The sequence below is a fragment of the Aulosira sp. FACHB-615 genome, assembly GCF_014698045.1.
In the GTDB taxonomy this organism is placed as follows: Bacteria; Cyanobacteriota; Cyanobacteriia; order Cyanobacteriales; family Nostocaceae; genus Nostoc_B.
On sequence record NZ_JACJSE010000010.1, the window covers coordinates 230,059 to 247,851 of the forward strand.

At 39.8% G+C, this 17,793-nt stretch carries 20 protein-coding genes; 11 read left to right on the forward strand and 9 right to left on the reverse strand.

Annotation, left to right across the window (positions count from 1 at the left end; genetic code table 11):
- Positions 1-367 precede the first annotated feature (367 nt).
- Together H6G77_RS18320 and fldA are read right to left on the reverse strand one after the other, a co-directional pair.
- Entirely contained in the window at positions 368-1,120 is a 753-nt protein-coding gene (locus tag H6G77_RS18320) for an alpha/beta fold hydrolase (protein ID WP_190588337.1), read from the reverse strand.
- A gap of 128 nt (positions 1,121-1,248) precedes the next feature.
- Positions 1,249-1,761, reverse strand: coding sequence for a flavodoxin FldA (gene fldA / locus H6G77_RS18325; protein WP_190588336.1), 513 nt, complete (start codon positions 1,759-1,761; stop codon positions 1,249-1,251).
- A 493-nt stretch (positions 1,762-2,254) separates the two neighbouring features.
- Between fldA and H6G77_RS18330 the strand changes: the two genes are divergently transcribed.
- On the forward strand, positions 2,255-2,674 hold the full coding sequence (locus tag H6G77_RS18330) for a CAAD domain-containing protein (RefSeq protein ID WP_190872333.1): 420 nt from the start codon (positions 2,255-2,257) through the stop codon (positions 2,672-2,674).
- Positions 2,675-2,974: 300 nt separating this feature from the next.
- On the opposite strand, the gene H6G77_RS18335 is transcribed toward H6G77_RS18330, so the two are convergent.
- Positions 2,975-5,035 carry a family 10 glycosylhydrolase gene (locus H6G77_RS18335; RefSeq protein WP_190872334.1) on the reverse strand — a complete coding sequence of 687 codons (2,061 nt, stop codon included), beginning with the start codon at positions 5,033-5,035 and terminating at the stop codon, positions 2,975-2,977.
- Between the two features lie 12 nt (positions 5,036-5,047).
- A complete protein-coding gene (locus H6G77_RS18340) occupies positions 5,048-5,203 on the reverse strand; it encodes a hypothetical protein (RefSeq protein WP_190589525.1) in 156 nt (51 codons plus the stop codon).
- Between the two features lie 22 nt (positions 5,204-5,225).
- On the opposite strand from H6G77_RS18340, the gene H6G77_RS18345 reads away from it, so the two are divergent.
- The 7 genes from H6G77_RS18345 to H6G77_RS18375 are packed head-to-tail and all read left to right on the forward strand — an operon-like array spanning position 5,226 to position 9,756.
- Positions 5,226-6,281 (forward strand): BMP family protein, encoded by a 1,056-nt coding sequence (locus H6G77_RS18345; protein ID WP_190872335.1) that lies wholly within the window; start codon positions 5,226-5,228, stop codon positions 6,279-6,281.
- A 4-nt stretch (positions 6,282-6,285) separates the two neighbouring features.
- Complete coding sequence (locus H6G77_RS18350) at positions 6,286-7,749, forward strand: ABC transporter ATP-binding protein (RefSeq protein ID WP_190872336.1); 1,464 nt, start codon at positions 6,286-6,288, stop codon at positions 7,747-7,749.
- Between the two features lie 6 nt (positions 7,750-7,755).
- The gene (locus tag H6G77_RS18355; protein ID WP_190589528.1) at positions 7,756-8,331 is read left to right on the forward strand and encodes a zeta toxin family protein; all 576 of its coding nucleotides are present in this window, start codon (positions 7,756-7,758) and stop codon (positions 8,329-8,331) included.
- Positions 8,324-8,515, forward strand: a complete 192-nt coding sequence (locus H6G77_RS18360; protein ID WP_190589529.1) for a hypothetical protein — start codon at positions 8,324-8,326, stop codon at positions 8,513-8,515. The genes H6G77_RS18355 and H6G77_RS18360 overlap by 8 nt, the downstream gene beginning before the upstream one ends.
- 55 nt (positions 8,516-8,570) lie before the next feature.
- Positions 8,571-8,792 carry a hypothetical protein gene (locus tag H6G77_RS18365; protein WP_190589530.1) on the forward strand — a complete coding sequence of 74 codons (222 nt, stop codon included), beginning with the start codon at positions 8,571-8,573 and terminating at the stop codon, positions 8,790-8,792.
- A complete protein-coding gene (locus tag H6G77_RS18370; protein ID WP_190589531.1) occupies positions 8,789-9,073 on the forward strand; it encodes a type II toxin-antitoxin system mRNA interferase toxin, RelE/StbE family in 285 nt (94 codons plus the stop codon). Before H6G77_RS18365 ends, H6G77_RS18370 begins: the two co-directional genes overlap by 4 nt.
- An 11-nt stretch (positions 9,074-9,084) precedes the next feature.
- Positions 9,085-9,756, forward strand: a complete 672-nt coding sequence (locus tag H6G77_RS18375; RefSeq protein WP_190589532.1) for a DUF1877 family protein — start codon at positions 9,085-9,087, stop codon at positions 9,754-9,756.
- A gap of 9 nt (positions 9,757-9,765) precedes the next feature.
- On the opposite strand, the gene H6G77_RS18380 is transcribed toward H6G77_RS18375, so the two are convergent.
- Entirely contained in the window at positions 9,766-10,341 is a 576-nt protein-coding gene (locus tag H6G77_RS18380; RefSeq protein ID WP_190872370.1) for a Uma2 family endonuclease, read from the reverse strand.
- 6 nt (positions 10,342-10,347) lie between these two features.
- Here H6G77_RS18380 and H6G77_RS18385 point away from each other — a divergent pair, with 6 nt between their 5' ends.
- The 3 genes from H6G77_RS18385 (at position 10,348) to H6G77_RS18395 (ending at position 13,086) form a co-directional block, all read left to right on the forward strand.
- Positions 10,348-11,388, forward strand: coding sequence for an ABC transporter permease (locus tag H6G77_RS18385; RefSeq protein ID WP_190872337.1), 1,041 nt, complete (start codon positions 10,348-10,350; stop codon positions 11,386-11,388).
- A gap of 40 nt (positions 11,389-11,428) precedes the next feature.
- Positions 11,429-12,361: an ABC transporter permease gene (locus H6G77_RS18390; RefSeq protein WP_190872338.1), complete on the forward strand. Its 933-nt coding sequence runs from the start codon at positions 11,429-11,431 to the stop codon at positions 12,359-12,361.
- Between the two features lie 329 nt (positions 12,362-12,690).
- Entirely contained in the window at positions 12,691-13,086 is a 396-nt protein-coding gene (locus tag H6G77_RS18395) for a PleD family two-component system response regulator (RefSeq protein WP_190872339.1), read from the forward strand.
- Here the strand turns inward: H6G77_RS18395 and H6G77_RS18400 are convergent.
- From H6G77_RS18400 to H6G77_RS18415, 4 genes are all read right to left on the reverse strand, one after another.
- The gene (locus H6G77_RS18400; RefSeq protein WP_190872340.1) at positions 13,055-13,459 is read right to left on the reverse strand and encodes a DUF2294 domain-containing protein; all 405 of its coding nucleotides are present in this window, start codon (positions 13,457-13,459) and stop codon (positions 13,055-13,057) included. The genes H6G77_RS18395 and H6G77_RS18400 overlap by 32 nt on opposite strands.
- A 968-nt stretch (positions 13,460-14,427) precedes the next feature.
- Positions 14,428-15,063, reverse strand: a complete 636-nt coding sequence (gene upp, locus H6G77_RS18405) for a uracil phosphoribosyltransferase (protein ID WP_190872341.1) — start codon at positions 15,061-15,063, stop codon at positions 14,428-14,430.
- 79 nt (positions 15,064-15,142) lie between these two features.
- Positions 15,143-16,345: a URC4/urg3 family protein gene (locus H6G77_RS18410; protein ID WP_190872342.1), complete on the reverse strand. Its 1,203-nt coding sequence runs from the start codon at positions 16,343-16,345 to the stop codon at positions 15,143-15,145.
- A 94-nt stretch (positions 16,346-16,439) separates the two neighbouring features.
- The gene (locus tag H6G77_RS18415; protein WP_190872343.1) at positions 16,440-17,696 is read right to left on the reverse strand and encodes a GTP cyclohydrolase II; all 1,257 of its coding nucleotides are present in this window, start codon (positions 17,694-17,696) and stop codon (positions 16,440-16,442) included.
- Between the last annotated feature and the right edge of the window lie 97 nt (positions 17,697-17,793).

Below are 17,793 nucleotides of genomic sequence, written 5' to 3' on the forward strand. Positions count from 1 at the left end.
ATATTGATACCACAAGCCTTTGAGCAATTTCTTATGGTCTGTTTATTTACGCCAACCTGTACTAGAGAGAATTTTAAGCTTGAAGTTAATAGTTGGTTTGTTGCTTACAAATCTAATTTATTGAAAATTATTCTTAATAGCAATAGGTATTACAAAACTTAACAATTAGAAATTAGGAGTAATTAAACAGCAAAAAACAGACGACAAGAGTTGATTTTGTCGCTGTCTAAATGTTAGATAAAAATTAACTAGGGAAGTATTTATGACCCTAGAGTATGTACGGAGGTTCTATTTGGGAAATAGAGGAAGGAGACAAGAGAGAGAAGTTTGTTTGATAAAGTTTGGAGAATAAATAAAGTGTCTGTGGTTAATTTTTCAAAGTGATAGAAAATAGTTGAGTTTTAGCTATGATTGGTGAATGATATGGTTGCCAAAAGCGTAATATGGCTTCTCCAACTGGCTGGGGGTAGAAGTAGTGAAAGAAATGATATCCTTTGGAATATTCCCAGAAATCATCTTCTGGTTTAAACATTTTCAACCATTTTTCTAATGTTGGGGAATTGACAATCGGATCATTCTGACTCCCACAAACCATCATTGGCATAGAAACGCCACCTGTAGGTAAGTCAATTAACTTAAATAGAGAGTGGGATAAAGGTGTTTGCTCTAAGTCTCTCTTTAATACGGCGATTAGTTTTTTGGTAGTGTTATGTGGTTGTTCACCAAATAGATGACGAACGGTATTTGCTAATATCTGTTCACGACTGATAGGAAATAATTGTCGTTGCAGATAATAGTGGACATGCCAAGTGTTTGCAGGTTGAGAGGCGACAGATAAAAGCACAAGCGATCGCACTTTTTCGGGATATCGCCGCGCATAAGTCAGAGCGATCGCACCACCCGCACCATGACCTGCTAAATTTATTGGGTAAGCACATGCTGATAAAAACTCATCCAATAAATCTACAGCCTCATCTATGGAACTGCCTTCATCTTTACCGGAACGATATTCCCACTGAGCTACATTTACATATTGCGAGATGTATTGTAATAAGGGTTGATCGAAACGCTGCAATACAGGACTAGAACTAATCCATACAACATCAATATCATCATACATAAAAACTCTATAACCTCAAAGATTTATGACATTCAATCATCAGGTATATAAACTGTCAGGATCAGAAATTACGCACCAAAATTGTCTATATATGTGCGTAATTTCTGCCCTAAATTCTGATACTCACACTACAAACCAAACTCTCTTTTTAACTGGGATACCCAATCTTTTATCCGTTTATCTGTTAAATCAGATTGATTATCCTCATCAATAGCTAACCCGACGAATTTGCCATTTTTTAAAGCTTTAGAATCGTTAAAGTCATAACCGTCAGTTGACCAATAGCCGACAGTTTTTCCTCCGCGTTGAGAAATCTTTTCTTCTAAAATTCCCATTGCATCCTGAAAATTATCAGCATATCCAATTTGGTCGCCAGTTCCAAAATAAGCAACTACTTTACCACTAAAATTTATGTCGTCTAGTTCGGGAAAAAAGCCTTCCCAATCACTTTGTAATTCACCAACATTCCAAGTAGGACAACCAATAATCAGATATTGATACTCTTCAAAATCAACAGTATCCGCTTGAGAAATATCGTGTAGTGTGACTACACCATTACCAAACTCATCCCGAATGATTTCCGCCACAGATTCAGTCTTACCTGTTTGAGTACCGTAGAATAAGCCAATTTTTTGCGACATCTTCAACCCCAATATTGAGAAAGTTTACTATTGATCATCAACAAATATCTAGCTCTTAGCGATGATATTTGCAGCAAAATAAACTATGTCTGTTGTTCTCAACAGACAAAAAGCAGTTTTGCATCTTATTTGGCTAAAGCTTCTGGACTTTGGATGCCATATCTGATGTTAGCTATATAATTGCCAAACTTATTGAGATATATATTCAATAAGCTTTGAGCATATCTTATCAGATTTATTGAGATAGTTTGTCAGTAAAAGCAAAAAATTTTTGTAAAAATGCAAGATGAATAGGACTGGCGTGTATACAGAGAGCCTGTAGAGAATGGGTGTAAGGGTATAGAAGTGTAAATATTTACTCCCTGCCCCTGTTTTTTTTACACCTACACCCTTGTTTTAAACTGCTATAGTAGTTCTTGGTTGGATGAGGTAGACTTTATCTAACCAAAAATCGCCATAGTACAATTTTTGTGATTAGTAACATTCTAAAAATATGGCACTCGAACAAGAATTTCATTCTATAGATGTGACATCTTCAACAAGTACAGTCGCCATTGAAGGTGTAGATACACAAAACTTACCAAAGCTACCACCTGCGGGTAAATCTCAGACGCAATGGCAGCAAGTATCTCAGTTTTTAGAGCAGTTCCCTGATAATTTAAATCGTTTTTGGCAGGCATACCAATTGCCTTTGATAGCTGTAGTTGTAGTTTTGGCAGCTACTGTTACACTGAGAGTTGCGATCGCCATACTCAATGCCATTAATGACCTGCCCCTGTTAGAACCAACGTTAGAGTTAATTGGCATTGTTTACTCCACTTGGTTTGTATTGCGTTATCTTTTACAAGCTTCCACTCGCCAAGAATTGTGGGCAGAAATTCGCGTTTTAACAGCCCAAGTTTTAGGAGATTGAAGAAGTCTGAAGTCTGAAGTAGTAGTAGGATGCGTTATGGCTTCAGCCTAACGCATCGCTTGATTATTGTATTTTTTAAATTATCAATACTCCTCTCCTTTAAAAGTGCTGAGTGCCGTACACTGAGCGTTCGCGCAGCGTCTCCATCAGGAGAAGCCGAAGTGTGTGTGCTGAGTGCTGAGTAAAAATGCTAGTCCCACTTTCATACTTGGCTATGAAGCTTGTTTCATTGCGACTCCCTTGTCTTCCTTGTCTCCTCTTTCCCCCTATCTATTCATAAAACAAAACTGCTAAATATGATTAACTCACCGTAATCACTACGCCTAAACTCTCATTCGCTAACCTATCAACTGCACAAACAGCATAAGTTCCAGGTTGAACGGTGGCGAAGGTTGTACCAGCAGATAAAATACGCTGAAGAGTCCAGCTATCACCACTTTGGCGGTAAAGTGTCCAAGACCTGACAGGCTGATTATCTCCTGGTTGCCAGTTCAGTTTACCATCTTTAAATTGCAAGGCTTGGGGAGGGGTAACTTGGGCTGCACTCCGCCAAGGCATAGCAGGTACTATTGCAGGTCTAGAATAAAGAGAGCTTTTAAATTGGTCAGCAATACCGCGCCGATTTTGATTAATCGCACTCATACTAAAGAAAATATTTCCTAGAGATAAGTTGCTGGCTAAGTTGCGGGAAATTTTGACTTGTTTGTCAATTTCATCGTCTTTCCAAGCTTTACCATCTAGTTGACCGAGATTATTTCCGGCGTAAATATGTCGCTGCTGAGAATTAATTTCTGTCCACCATCGCAGTAGTGCGGGATAGCTTTGTTTGCTTTGGTCAATTCGCCAATAAAGTTGCGGTGCTAAATAATCAATCCAACCTTGTTCTAACCATTTGCGTGAATCAGCATACAATACACTGTAAGCATCTAAACCAGTGATTCCCGCAGGTTGTCCGGGGCGATAAATTCCAAATGGACTAATCCCAAATTTGACATAAGGCTTGGTTGTTTTGATTCCTTCCGAAAGCCGCAACACCATTTGATTGACATTTTCCCGTCGCCAATCATCTAAACTTAATAAACCACCTGCGGCTCTGTATGCGGCGTAGGTTTTATTATCAGGAAAAGATTGTCCTTGGATGGGATAGGGATAAAAATAATCATCTAAGTGAATAGCATCGATGTCATAGCGCCGCACAACATCAAGAATGACATTGTAGGCTCTATCTTGAACAATTTTTGAGCCAGGGTCCATCCACAGTTGATTGCCCCACTGATAAACTACTTCTGGATGGGTAAGTGCGATGTGGGGGCGGACATTGGGAGAACCTTTGATGCTAGTTTTGGCGCGGTAAGGGTTAAACCAAGCGTGAACTTCGATATTGCGTTTGTGACATTCAGCGATCGCAAACTCTAAAGGATCATAAAATGGTTCGGGCGCTCTGCCTTGAGTTCCCGTAATCCAAGCACTCCAAGGTTCTAATTCCGAAGCATACAAAGCATCACCTTCAGGACGCACTTGCAAAATCAAAGCGTTGAAATTCAGTGCTTGTAATTGGTTGACAATTTCTAAAAATTCTGACCTTTGCTGTGCTGTTGAAAGTCCCGCCTTAGAAGGCCAATCACTATTCCACACCGACGCTACCCAAGCCCCACGAAACTCGCGTGTATGGCTGACTTTCACAGTACTAGATACGGGGGGTCTAGGTGTGGGTGTGGGTGTGGGTGTGGGTGTCGGTGTGGGTGTTGTGGTTGGTGGAACTACAAGATAAACAGAAGATATCTTTTGAGCATTACCCAGATAAACTAAAGCTTGATAAACTATCGCCGCCACATCGCCGCGAGTTGCAGCTGTGGCGTAATTGAGTAATTTAATATTGGGGAAACTAGCAACAAAACCTGCACTCGTAGCTAAAGCGATTTGATTTCTAGCATAACCAGGAATATTGGCTGCGTCTTGATAAATTTGTGAAAGTTGGTTTACTAAGTCGGGTTTGATTTTTGCTGCTATGTCTAAACCGTTGACTAGAGAAACTAAAACATCACCCCTAGCAATGCGATTACTGGGACGAAAATATTTATCAGGGTAGCCGGTTAAAAACCCTGTTTCGTAAGCTTTTTGGATGGCGCTTGCAGCCCAGTTATTTGCCGGAACATCAACAAACGGAGTATATTGGCGCTTGACTGGGACTGTAAAAACTGCTGCAACAATCGCCGCAAATTCAGCACGAGTTACTGAGTTATCGGGGCGAAAAGTACCGTTGGGATAGCCATTTAAAATGCGCCGCGCTGCTAAGGCTTCAATAAACGGACGCGCCCAATGGTTTTGAGTGTCTGAGAAGCGTGCAGTAGTAGAGACCATTGTTGATTGCCATTAGTTTGCTTGGCTGGATTCTAACAGCGCGATCGCAATTCCTCCCGGACTTTTGCAGAAATTTTCATATTTGGCAACATTTTCTGCACTGCGGCGACAGTTGGCGTTAACTGTAGTGTTTATTAGAACAATTACGAGTAATTTAGTATTGAACATGAATCAATCAAAAGGCTAGTGTATGAGGCTAAATTTGAGTCGCCGTCAATTTGTGGTATTTGGTTCAGCTACCTTTGCTACCAGTTTGCTACTGAAAGCTTGTAGTAGTAACCAACCGCAGACACCCACAGCGAGTAGTGGCGCTGAAGGGTTTAAAATAGCGATCGCTCTCCCTGGAGTCATCACCGATAAAGCCTGGAATCAGTCTGGCTATGAAGGCGTAAACCTAGTCAAACAAAAACTCGGTGCAGAAATCGCATATATAGAACAAGTCGCCCAAGCTGATCAAACAGAAGCCTTAACGGATTTTGCGCGTAAAGGTTACAATTTAGTTTTTGCCCACGGCGGGCAATTTGATGCAGCAATAGAACAAGTGGCGACACAATTTCCTAATACATTTTTTGTGGGTGTGAATGGAAATGTGAAAGGTGAAAATATTGCATCTTTACGCATAGATCACTTACAAGGTAGCTATTTGTGCGGGATTATTGCGGCTGCTATGACTAAATCTAATAAATTAGCTTACATTGCTGGGCAAGAATTTCAAGCAACTCAAGAAGAATTACGCGGCTTTGAATTAGGTGCAAAATCAGTTAAACCAAATATGCAAATTGTTTCCACATTTACAGGCGATTGGAATGATGTCGCCAAAGCAAAAGAAGCCACACTCGCTTTAATTTCTGCGGGTGCAGATGTGATTTATCAATGGTTAGATAGCGCCTCACCCGCAGTTTTGCAAACAGCCAGTGATAAAGGGGTTTATGCCTTTGGTAATACCAAAGACCAATTAGATGTCGCGCCCAAAGCAGTGTTAACTAGTGCAGTTAAAAGATTAGATTTAGCCATAACTTACTTAGCAGAGTTAGCCCAGCAAAAACAGTTAAAAGGACAGATATATTCTATCGGGTTAGAAAGACCTGATATTTTGAACTTAGGCAACTTTACCGCTAGTATTCCTGAGCAAGTTAAAAATAATGTCCTGAAAGTCAGACAAGAAATTATTGATAAAAAAATCACCTTTGAGAATTGCCAAGCAGATGGTAAAAATACTCGTTGTGTGAAAAAAGTATCAGCATAAATAAATGACATATTTACGCTTAGAAAATATCACTAAACGTTTTGGCTCATTTGTTGCTAACGATAACATTAGCTTGAGTGTAAATTCTGGTCAGATTCATGCAATTTTAGGTGAAAACGGTGCAGGTAAGACCACTTTAATGAAGATGATCAGTGGTTTATCTCAGCCTGATACTGGGCAGATATATATACAAGATAAACCAGTAAAAATTACCTCGCCTAATACTGCTACAAAACTTGGTATTGGCATGATTTACCAACATTTCATGCTTGTACCTCAGTTGACTGTTACCGAAAATATTATCTTGGGATTGAAAAATAGCTGGCGTTTAAATTTGCAACAAAAATATCAGGAAATTGCGGCTTTATCTCAAGCTTATGGGTTAGAAATTGACCCCAGCGCCAAGGTAGAAGATTTACCAGTGGGAATACAACAGCGTGTCGAAATTCTTAAAGTTCTTTACCGCCAAGCCAAACTTTTAATTCTCGATGAACCAACCGCCGTCTTAACACCACCAGAAGTTGATTCATTGATTGGAATTTTACGGCAATTAGCTGCTGCTGGTAACACGATTATTTTTATCAGTCACAAATTAGAGGAAGTAATTAAACTCTGTGATAGCGTCACAGTATTACGCCGAGGAAAGGTAGTCGCCACAACCACTACTGAGGCTGTTACACCGCAAAATTTAGCAGAATTAATGGTAGGGTATGAAGTTGATTTACAAGTTAATAAATCACCTGCTTTACCAGAAAAAGTAGTATTGACGGTAGAGAATTTACAAGTTCCAGATGATAGAAATATTTATGCTGTGGGTGATGTGTCATTTGAACTACGTGCCGGAGAAATATTAGGAATTGCGGGTGTTGATGGCAATGGACAAAGAGAATTAGCGGATGCAATTACAGGTTTACGTAAAATTAAGCAAGGAAAAATAGAGTTAAAAAAATATTCAACGATTGCTTATATCCCTGAAGATAGACAAAAGATAGGTTTGATATTGCAATTTAGCATTGCCCAAAACTTAATTTTAAAAGCTTTTAAAAAATTCCCATTTTGTCGTAATTATCTCTTACAACCAGCAGTCATCAAAAATCATGCCCAAGCTGCAATGCAAACATTCGATATCCGCGCGACAGGAGAAGATATTCAAGTTAGTCAACTATCGGGAGGAAACCAACAAAAAGTAGTATTGGCGCGAGAACTGGCGGGGGAACCTGATTTAATTGTCGCTATGCAACCCACCAGGGGGTTAGATGTGGGGGCGATGACGGCGGTACATTTACAGTTGTTAGCAGAACGCGATCGCGGTGCGGCGATATTGTATATTTCTACTGAGTTAGAAGAAATCATGGCGATGAGCGATCGCATTGCCGTAATCTACAGAGGTAAGTTCGTTGCTATTTTAGACGCACAGACAGCAACAGTGGAAGAAATTGGTCTATTAATGGCTGGGGGAAAACTATAAAATAAAATGCCAAATCTTTACATAATTGGTGGTGCAAATGGTTCAGGAAAAACAACTGTTGCAATGAGTTTATTGCCGAATTTTTTAGACTGCTTTGAGTACGTAAATGCAGATTCTATTGCTGCTGGGCTATCTCCATTAAATCCTGATTCAATGGCTATAGAAGCAGGAAAATTAATGATTACCAGACTACAAACTCTGTCTAATTCTGGCAGTGATTTTGCCTTTGAAACCACCTTAAGTGCGAGAACTTTTGTACCTTTTATAAATGAATGTAAGAACAAAGGCTATACAGTTAACTTAATATACTTTTGGTTACGAAGTGTAGATTTAGCTATAGAAAGGGTAGCACAAAGAGTTACCAGTGGCGGACATTCAATTCCAGAAGAGGTGATACGTAGAAGGTATGAAAGGGGTAAGAAAAATCTCATTTCTTTATATTTACCGTTATGCGATCGCTGGATTATCTATGATAACTCTAGTAATGAGACTAAGCTAGTAGCTGAGTATCGTTATGGTGAAGAAGTTATGATTTATGAAAATGCAATTTTAACTCAAATCAGAGGGGATAAAAATGGTTAAACCAGAATTAGAACTTTTATCTAGCAAAATTGATGCCGGCGTAAAAGCTGCAATTGCGTCCGCTATTGAACGACATCGTAAGCTTGGGCAATCAATTAGTATTATGCGAGATGGAAAAGTTATAACTTTAACTGCTGATCAAATCCCAGCAGTTCAGCATCAACAAAATAATTTAAATCAATAGGTAAATGTTATATAATAAGTAGGAGTAAGCTTTTTTAACTATATAAGAACTTTCAATGATTAACCCTATATCTTTTCAGACAGTCATTGAATATGTAGAATCTCTTTCAACGGAAGAGCAAGATTTACTACTAGAATTGATTGCTAAAAGACGCATTGAACAACGGCGTAAAGAAATTGCGTCGAATGCTATACAAACCCTAGAAGCAATTAGAACAGGCGTAGCCAAGCATGGTAATCTTGATGATCTGCGGGCTGATTTGCTGAGTGAAGAATGAGAGTTCTTGTTTGGGATAGTAGCTTCAAGCGTGCTTTTAAACGAGTGATTCGTAAAAATCCGCGCTTAGAAGAGAAAATATTTGAGGTTTTGGAATTACTTGTAGTTGATCCATTTACACATAGTTTAAAATCACATAAATTAAAAGGTGATTTAGAGGGATTGTGGGCTTGTTGGGTGGAGTATGATTGCCGTATTATTTACACATTTCAGCCTAATCCTGATAATGACGAAGACATGATTGTGCTAATCGATATTGGCACTCATGATGAAGTTTATTGAGTCAGAAACTAATGGGAACTACATTACAAATCAAACAAATATCTCCCTATATATTGGAGAAAATAAAAAATTATTCTGAGTTGGCAGGTATATTTTTAGACGCACAATACTTGGACGATTCACCATTTTGGAAAGAATTTACAATAGACCCAAATGATATTGATGATATGGAGTGGTTTAATGAGGCAACTAATTATGTACAAGAAGGATTAGATAAATTAGTCACGCACAAACCAGAAAAATTTGAAAAGATGAAGGATGATATTCCTTTAATTATTAATGAAGGCAAAAGTAAGTATTTAGATTTAGATAAAACTTGGCAAGCAATCAATTTCTTACTTACTGGATATGACTTTTATGATGAAGAATTTAATTTATCTAAATTAGTTGTAAGTAAAAATCCAGCCGATAATCTTCCTTTAATTAGGGCTGTCAGCCCCAGTCAAGGAATTGAATATGATGATGGTGACTATCCATTGTATTATTTTAGCGTTGATGAAGTTCAACAGATAGCCAAGGCTTTATCAGATTTTTCTATGGATGAAATCAAACAGAGATTAAAATTTAGAGGATTACCGGAAGATAGCTACAATCATTTATTTGATTACACATATCATCCCTTGGTGAAATATTACCAAGATGCTGCGGATAAAGGAAACGCAATGTTTCTTGATTTTGGTTAGTGGTTAAATCTATTTCTCGATGTCAAAACTCACACCTTCATAAATTGAATCAATTCCACAGCTAAAATCAACACTTTCGATAATGATATCTTCACCAATAGTATAGGGAGAATAGAGCCACATTCTACCCTCTCCGCAACGATAAAATTCTACGCTGATTTTTTCCGATTCCACTAAGATATATTCTTGTAAACTTGGCATATTACGATAAAAAGCAAACTTTTCGCCTCTATCTTTTGCTTCTGTACCAGGAGAAAGAACTTCTACAATTATCTTTGGATATTGGATAAATTTGCGAGCATTTAAATCTCGTGAATCACAACTGACTACGACATCAGGATAGTAGTATGGACTGTTAAGATTTACCTGTACCTTGACATCGGCAACGTTGATGCGACAACCTCTAGCACGTAAATGAGGATACAATGCTCGATAGATGTTCAAGGCAATATCATTGTGAGGAATTGTACCGCCAGTCATGGCAAAAACTTTGCCATTAACGTATTCATAGCGGTATTCTTGTAGAGGTTCCCAATCGAGATATTGCTCGATACTCATTTTTTGAGGTTGAGGGTTGGCAATCATCACATCATGACCAAAATAAATCGCATTCAATCCCTGCTACCAATCTTATCACCGCTAATAGCAATTACCTCTGCCCTGATGGTTGGTGCTATTCTCATCATCTTTGCAGGCGCAAACCCTATCGCTGCATACACAGCCTTATTTCAAGAGTCACTTGCCAATTACTTTGGTTTTGGTAACACCCTCACCAAAATGACACCGCTATTATTCACCAGTTTAGGAGTGTTAGTTGCATTAAAGGCTGGTCAATTTAATATCGGTGGTGAAGGACAAATTTATCTTGGTGCGTTGGGAAGTGCTTTAATTGGTCTATATGTGCAAGGATTACCCGCAATTATTCACATTCCCTTGGCTTTGTGCGCCGGATTTATTTTTGGTGCGGTTTGGGGATGGATACCTGGTTATTTGAAAGCTGTGCGGGGAGTGAATGAAGTTATTACAACCTTGCTGCTGAATTATATTGCGGTGAATTTGGTTAGCTATTTGGTACAAAATCCTTTAAAAGCACCAGCCGCACCTAGTCCTTACTCACCTTTAATTGCTAAGTCTGCCCAGTTACCGATTATTTTACCGGGGAGTCTTGCCCATGCGGGAATTATCTTGGCGTTAATAGCAGCAATTATATTATGGGTTTTGTTAGGGCGATCGCCTCTAGGATACCAAATCACCGCCGTCGGATTAAACCCGATTGCTGCCCGTTATGCTGGTATGTCGGTGGAACGTACCATTATGTTAGTCATGGCGTTAGCTGGTGGTTTGGCTGGGTTAGCAGGTGCAACTGAGGTGATGGGGTTGAAATATCGCTTATTTGAACAAGTTTCTCCTGGTTATGGCTTTGATGCCATTGCGATCGCGTTTCTAAGTCGCGGTAATATTGGCGGTGTAGTGTTAACTTCCTTATTTTTCGCCGCCTTGCGTAGTGGTGCGAATGTAATGCAACGTAGCGCCGGGGTTCCAGTTACCGTAGTTTATGCTATTCAAGGTTTGACTGTGTTATTTGTTGCTATTAGTCTCGCGGTAGAAACCCAAAGGAAAGCTGAGGCTTAACGCTAAGAAAACTCTGCGATACTCCGCGTTAAAAAATCCAATGAATAACCTTAACTTCTTCTCTGATTACCTAGTCGCCAGTTTACACCTCGCTGTCCCCTTGAGTTTTGCATCTTTGGGCGGATTATATTCTGAACGTTCGGGAGTGTTGAATATTGCCTTAGAAGGAATGTTACTCACAGGTGCTTTTACTAGTGCGGTGGCGACTTTTTACACTGGCAATGTCTGGCTTGGTGTGCTTGCGGCTGTCATGGCTGGGGGTGTGGTGGGTTTACTCCACGCTTTTTTATGTATAACTTTAAAAGTGGATCAGTTAGTGTCGGGGTTAGCAATTAATTTAGTGGCTGGTGGGTTAACTGCGTTTTTCGCGCGGTTGGTGTTTCACGGTGCTAACACCCAAAGATTACCAGGAATTACACCTCTCATCATTCCAGGGTTGGCAAATATCCCAGTCTTGGGAATGCTATTGTTTCAGCAAGATATTCTTGTCTATTTACTGCTATTTTTAATTGCTGTTAGTGTATATGTTTTATTTCATACCAGCTTTGGTTTAACTTTGCGAGCGGTGGGGGAATATCCCCAAGCGGCGGTGACATCTGGGATATCAGTTGCAATGGTGCGTTACTGTGCGGTAGTGCTGGGTGGCTGTTTGACGAGTTTAGGTGGTGCGTATCTCGCCTTGGTGCAGATTCGATTTTTCAGTGAAGGGATGAGTGCGGGTAGAGGTTTTATTGCGATCGCTGCTTTAATTTTTGGTAGATGGCATCCTATAGGTAGTGCTTTGGCTTGTTTATTGTTTGGCGCGACGGAAGCTTTACAATTACGTATCCAAGCTTTGGGTGTTAATATTCCTTACCAGTTTCTAGTTATGTTACCTTATGCGATCGCTTTATTTGCATTGTTGGGATTAGCTGGTAAAGCTTCACCACCAAAGGCTTTAGGAGTTAATTATTTTCCCGAAAATCATACATGACAATAAATTCTATAACATTGGTTAGAAAATTTGATACCTGCTACAGTTGCATATCACTCTAGAAGGAATGTACACTTTTAGTCATGATGTTTGCTTGATATTGCCACTGGCTTGTCATTGTCTACCCTTAACTTCAGCATAGACAATCAACCTAGTGAGTCATACACGAGTTAGTCCATTTCAAGCCGCATACAGCCTTGTAAAGATAACCTCGTAAACTGTCAAATATTTACTAGAAAATACGACTTCGCTGTTAGTGGTGTCGTTCGTTGAATGAAAATTCATAACTTTGGGTAGGTAGTCTTTAATTTAAAGGTGACTTGTTGTTTATGAACGGACAGCCACTAATCTTAGTTGTCGAAGAAAATATATACAATTTAGAACTCCTAAATTATCATCTCAAAGCATTAAGCTATTCTTGTATTTGCGCCAAACAAGGAATCAAAGCTTTAATACTATCGCAAACACATCAACCTGATTTAATCATCTTAGATATGATGATTTCTGATATTACTGGCGGTCAAGTTATTGATTTCCTCAAACAAGATAAAAAAACTGCCAAAATTCCCATTATTGCAGTTATTCCTTGGTACCTGGAAGAAAACTCCGAACGCCTCTTTTTAACAGGTACAGATACTTATCTAACAAAACCCTATAATTTGCATAAACTAGATGCTGTTTTGTCCTGTCGTTTCACTCAGCTAAATTCTTCAAGTTTGCTTTAGGGATAGACTCAGGATTCCGCACTTCTGGCAACTGTTGTAAAATCACAATTATTCCAGTTCTTCCTGTAACTAAATTTGTATTAGTCATCAAATCAACTATTGGCTTACCAATAATTTCTTCTAGCAAACTTTGTAGTTGACGCTTAATTATTTTGTCTAAAAATAAGCGGACTTGTTCAGCTAAGTTTTCATAACCGCCAGAGATTAATGTTAATTCTACTAACGAAGCTGATTTTTCTAGAGAAATCACCAATTCCGTATCAAAAAAATGACATACAACTTGGCTAGGACGTTGCCCTAGTTGTTCATAATATAAAGCACTAATTCGTTGTGCAATTTCTCTTTCAAGTTGTCCAATAGTTGGGTATGACATTATTTTTGTTGGTGTTTACACTCTAGTGCTTGAGTTAGTTGAGTCTGGCTTAAATAAAATTAAGATTAATAACTAACATAATATCTATACATATTATATATACCATTCTATATAAACAATCAAGATGAGATTAAATCATATTTTTTTCACTATTTAATTTGGCTAAAAGAACTCCTCATGATAAACAATAAAAAATTTATATAGCGATTATAGCCTTAGCTATTATCACTTAAAAATGAGCTATGTCAATCACAGTATTAATGGTGAACAGCAAAAAATAATCAGGAGCAGATTTTCTCCGAAACAAGTTAATTTTGTCGTCAAAAGCTGTACTTTTTTTGATAAAATAAAGCAGCCCATCAAAGTTTTTTTGGTTAAGAAATCCAGTTTTGAAAAAACTTGCTACTTTTAGTAATATTCTTTGTTCAGCATTAACTAACTGATTATAGCGATCGCATTTGATAACTCATTTCAGAACATATATATAGGTGAGATGTCCACCATATATCAAGTTGTAAATTTCAGGTGATATAAATAAATTAATATTTATTTATGATTATCAATATTTGTTTACACACAGCACATAATCAAGAGTGGGTCAGGACTTATACCAATTCACGAAATTACTGATACAAATCACTTCCTCTACACCTTTGTTTCCGGTCGCCGAGCGGAGTCGAGGCGCTGCTTGCCTATCTGTATCATGTTTAGAGTGAAATGGTATTACGCAAAATCATGAAAAAACGAACCGCAAAGAGCGCATAGACGCGATAGCGGCTTCCCGCAGGGTAGGCCACGAAGTTAAGAGGATTTGAGAGGGTTCTTGCGTAAGTCCTATGGGTGTAAGGCTTTAGGGATTTACCTACTCTGAATTTTGAAGACTTAGATCCTACAACAATAATCAATAAACTAATTGCTTACTCTCTGTCGAAAGATATATTTAGAGAGCATCAAAAAAAGTCAAAATTTTATTTTGTGCCGAATAAGCGATCGCCTGCATCACCTAAACCGGGAATAATATAACCATGTTCATCTAAATACTCATCAATAGCAGTAGTGTAAACCTGTACATCAGGATGAACAGTGCAAAAATGTTGTAACCCTTCTGGGGCTGCTAATAAGCAAACAAACTTCATTGATAACGGGTTAGTGGATTTTAGCCTGTCTACAGCCGCAACAGCAGAATTTCCCGTGGCTAACATTGGGTCAACAACAATCATGTCCCGTTGTTCGACATCGTGGGGAACTTTGAAATAATATTCAATGGGGATTAATGTTTTTGGGTCACGGTATAAACCAATATGTCCCACTCTGGCTGATGGCATTAACTCCAACATCCCATCTAAAATACCTTGTCCCGCCCGCATGATAGAAACTAACACCAGCTTTTTATCCGGTGCAAGCACGGGTGCATTCATTGGGGCGAGGGGTGTTTTAATCTCTTCATATTTCAGAGGTAAATTGCGCGTTACTTCATAACCTAACAACAGACTAATTTCTTTGAGGAGGTTGCGAAATTTCGTTGTGCTAGTTTCAGCCTTCCGCATCAAAGTTAATTTATGTTGAATTAAGGGATGGTCAATAACGGTGACTTGATTTTGCATTTTGGTTATTAGTTATTGGTCATTGGTCATTAGTTATTTGCCATTTCCACAAAGGACAAATGACTAATGACTATTAAAATTAAAATACTGTCCCATCACTGTCGATTTGGATAGGGGGTTGACCGCCTTTTCTGAGTTCTGCGGCTATTTTGCGTCCGGCTGTCCAGGTTCCGCCTTGGAGAATTTTTACTAAAGGTAGTTCTGCAACACTCATTCCTAACTTTTTGCGGATGTTAGCTGCTATTTCATCTAATAACATTACAGTTAAAGCCCGCCATTCAATGATTAATTCAGAACTGACAGAATGAGATGAATGCAAAAGATTTGGGTCTTTCAGCTTAATTAATTCTAAATCGAGACATAAACCACCATTCCGATATTCTGGTAATCCCGTTAGTGCATCTAAATCAGTAATAGTTAAACCCATTTCTTGTAATGGTTCTAATAAAGAATATGTCAACCATTGGGAAAGTTTGTGAAATGGTACTAACCCATCATCACTAATAGCAGAATGTTGCCAGACATCACCAAGATTAACACCAGCAATGGTTAATCTTCCCGGCCAAATATCACTTAACCCTTCAAGTACAGCACTGAATACTGTTGTTGCTGCTAACTGCCCATTTTGGGACTTACTGACAAGATAATTCACTAAATTACCTGGGCGCGGGTTTTCTTCGCCAAATAAATGAGGGAAAGCAATTACAACTCGCCCCAATCTTTGTAATAATTGCGATCGCCCACTCATTCCCACCAATGGATTTTCAGTACTAACCTGAAACCCTGTTGCTAATTCCGCCTCAGTTAACCTGAGTAATTTTAAAGCATCCACTTGGGGCAAACCTGAAAGCGAAAACGCCCCTTGACAAAACATCTCCAAGCTGGCGATAGCCAACCCTTCAGAACGTCCCAAACTCAAACCCGTTGACTGTTCACGATAACGCCAACTCTCCCCCGCCCCCGCATCTAACAACACACTCACAATTGCCAAATCAAATTTAGCAATGGCTTGTTGCAAAGGCGTTAGTCCTGCTAACAAATTATTTAACTTTGCCAAACGCGGTATATTCTGCGCCTCAAAATGTCGCCACCGACTGTGAAAGGGAATATTGAAATCGGGATACTCACCCCGCATCACCTCAATTACATAATCTGCCACTTTTCCCAACTGCGACAAATCACAAGTAAAGTAAGGCGACTTCCCCTCATTCACCAGCGCCAAAATTTGCCCACACCTTTCTCTTATCGCCCTGGGCGAACGAAGATACTCAATTTTTTCCACCCTTCACCTCCAAATCATAGGGAGTAGAGAGTGGTGAGTAGGGAGTAGTAAAGATTTACCCGACTCCCCATTCCCTACTCCCAACTCCCCTTGTTTACTCCAAAGAACGTCCCTTCACCTCCGCCAAACCATCCGTATCTAACACATCCCCCGTAGTGTAATAACCAGCAGCCTTCTTGGCTTCAATTTCCACCCGCGCGTCTTGGGGAATCAAATCTTCCGGTATCGCAATGCGTTCAACAATTTCAATACCAGACTGAGTAATGGCATTGAATTTCATATTACTCATCGACACCATCCGGTCAATGCGGGTAATGCCCAGCCAATGTAACACATCGGGCATGAGTTCCTGAAAGCGCATATCTTGGACACCCGCGACACATTCTGTCCGGGCAAAATAGGCATCAGCGCGATCGCCTCCTTCCTGACGCTTCCGGGCGTTGTATACTAAGAACTTCGTCACCTCGCCCAAAGCCCGCCCTTCTTTGCGACAGTAGACAATAATTCCCACACCGCCTTCCTGAGCAGTTTGGACACATACCTCAATCCCGTGGACTAAATAAGGGCGACAGGTACAAATATCTGAACCAAAGACATCAGAACCATTACACTCATCATGTACCCGCACAGCCACAGGTCTACTAGGGTCGGTAATTGCGGTGATATCCCCCACAATATATACAGTTAAACCCCCAATGGGCGGTAAGAATACTTCTAAATCAGAACGTGTCACTAGTTCGGGGAACATCCCCCCAGTTTGTTCAAACAAGGCGCGGCGTAAATCGCCTTCAGTAATACCAAAGCGTTTAGCCACTCCAGGTAAATACCACACTGGTTCAATGGCTGCTTTCGTCACCACCAAATCACCGCCAGCTTTCATAATTTGTCCATCCACCTGCAAGCGCCCTTTCGCCACCGCCTCTTGCAGTTCCGGCATATTAATATGTGCCTTGGTAATGGCAATTGTCGGGCGGATATCGTAACCCTGCTGTAAATAAGCAGAAAAAACCTCTGGGGCGATCGCTCCCAAGGGATCAAGTGAGACAATTTTATCAGGGTCAGCCCAGCTAGGATGGGGGCCGATTTGCTCAATTGGGGAAGTATTCGTTAAATCAGCGCGGTGGTCTGTTTGTAAAGCGCCACTCGCCACCGCTAAAGCCCGATAAATCGCATATCCGCCCGAATGAGTCCCAATTACATTGCGATGGCCTTGGTTCGTCAACGTTGCAATTACCGGGCCACGTTCCATCGGTTCACTTCCGCCCCAGTTGATGGGTATTGGCTTGGGGCCGAAACGACTTGGATGTGATGTTAAAACAATATGCCGGGAAACACTATTTGGCTTTGGCATAGTCATAAAATTTTAGATTTTAGATTGGAGATTTTGGATTTGCCCCACAGTTAAATTAGGGCTGGAGAATGCTAAAGTTGGGATTTTTGCTTGATGT

Excerpts from the sequence above, each read along its gene's own strand:
- H6G77_RS18320 (WP_190588337.1), bottom strand. The coding sequence starts at position 1,120 with ATGTATGATGATATTGATGTTGTATGGATTAGTTCTAGTCCTGTATTG.
- fldA (WP_190588336.1), bottom strand. The coding sequence starts at position 1,761 with ATGTCGCAAAAAATTGGCTTATTCTACGGTACTCAAACAGGTAAGACT.
- H6G77_RS18330 (WP_190872333.1), top strand. The coding sequence starts at position 2,255 with ATGGCACTCGAACAAGAATTTCATTCTATAGATGTGACATCTTCAACA.
- H6G77_RS18335 (WP_190872334.1), bottom strand. The coding sequence starts at position 5,035 with ATGGTCTCTACTACTGCACGCTTCTCAGACACTCAAAACCATTGGGCG.
- H6G77_RS18340 (WP_190589525.1), bottom strand. The coding sequence starts at position 5,203 with ATGTTCAATACTAAATTACTCGTAATTGTTCTAATAAACACTACAGTT.
- H6G77_RS18345 (WP_190872335.1), top strand. The coding sequence starts at position 5,226 with ATGAGGCTAAATTTGAGTCGCCGTCAATTTGTGGTATTTGGTTCAGCT.
- H6G77_RS18350 (WP_190872336.1), top strand. The coding sequence starts at position 6,286 with ATGACATATTTACGCTTAGAAAATATCACTAAACGTTTTGGCTCATTT.
- H6G77_RS18355 (WP_190589528.1), top strand. The coding sequence starts at position 7,756 with ATGCCAAATCTTTACATAATTGGTGGTGCAAATGGTTCAGGAAAAACA.
- H6G77_RS18360 (WP_190589529.1), top strand. The coding sequence starts at position 8,324 with ATGGTTAAACCAGAATTAGAACTTTTATCTAGCAAAATTGATGCCGGC.
- H6G77_RS18365 (WP_190589530.1), top strand. The coding sequence starts at position 8,571 with ATGATTAACCCTATATCTTTTCAGACAGTCATTGAATATGTAGAATCT.
- H6G77_RS18370 (WP_190589531.1), top strand. The coding sequence starts at position 8,789 with ATGAGAGTTCTTGTTTGGGATAGTAGCTTCAAGCGTGCTTTTAAACGA.
- H6G77_RS18375 (WP_190589532.1), top strand. The coding sequence starts at position 9,085 with ATGGGAACTACATTACAAATCAAACAAATATCTCCCTATATATTGGAG.
- H6G77_RS18380 (WP_190872370.1), bottom strand. The coding sequence starts at position 10,341 with ATGATTGCCAACCCTCAACCTCAAAAAATGAGTATCGAGCAATATCTC.
- H6G77_RS18385 (WP_190872337.1), top strand. The coding sequence starts at position 10,348 with ATGACCAAAATAAATCGCATTCAATCCCTGCTACCAATCTTATCACCG.
- H6G77_RS18390 (WP_190872338.1), top strand. The coding sequence starts at position 11,429 with ATGAATAACCTTAACTTCTTCTCTGATTACCTAGTCGCCAGTTTACAC.
- H6G77_RS18395 (WP_190872339.1), top strand. The coding sequence starts at position 12,691 with ATGAACGGACAGCCACTAATCTTAGTTGTCGAAGAAAATATATACAAT.
- H6G77_RS18400 (WP_190872340.1), bottom strand. The coding sequence starts at position 13,459 with ATGTCATACCCAACTATTGGACAACTTGAAAGAGAAATTGCACAACGA.
- upp (WP_190872341.1), bottom strand. The coding sequence starts at position 15,063 with ATGCAAAATCAAGTCACCGTTATTGACCATCCCTTAATTCAACATAAA.
- H6G77_RS18415 (WP_190872343.1), bottom strand. The coding sequence starts at position 17,696 with ATGCCAAAGCCAAATAGTGTTTCCCGGCATATTGTTTTAACATCACAT.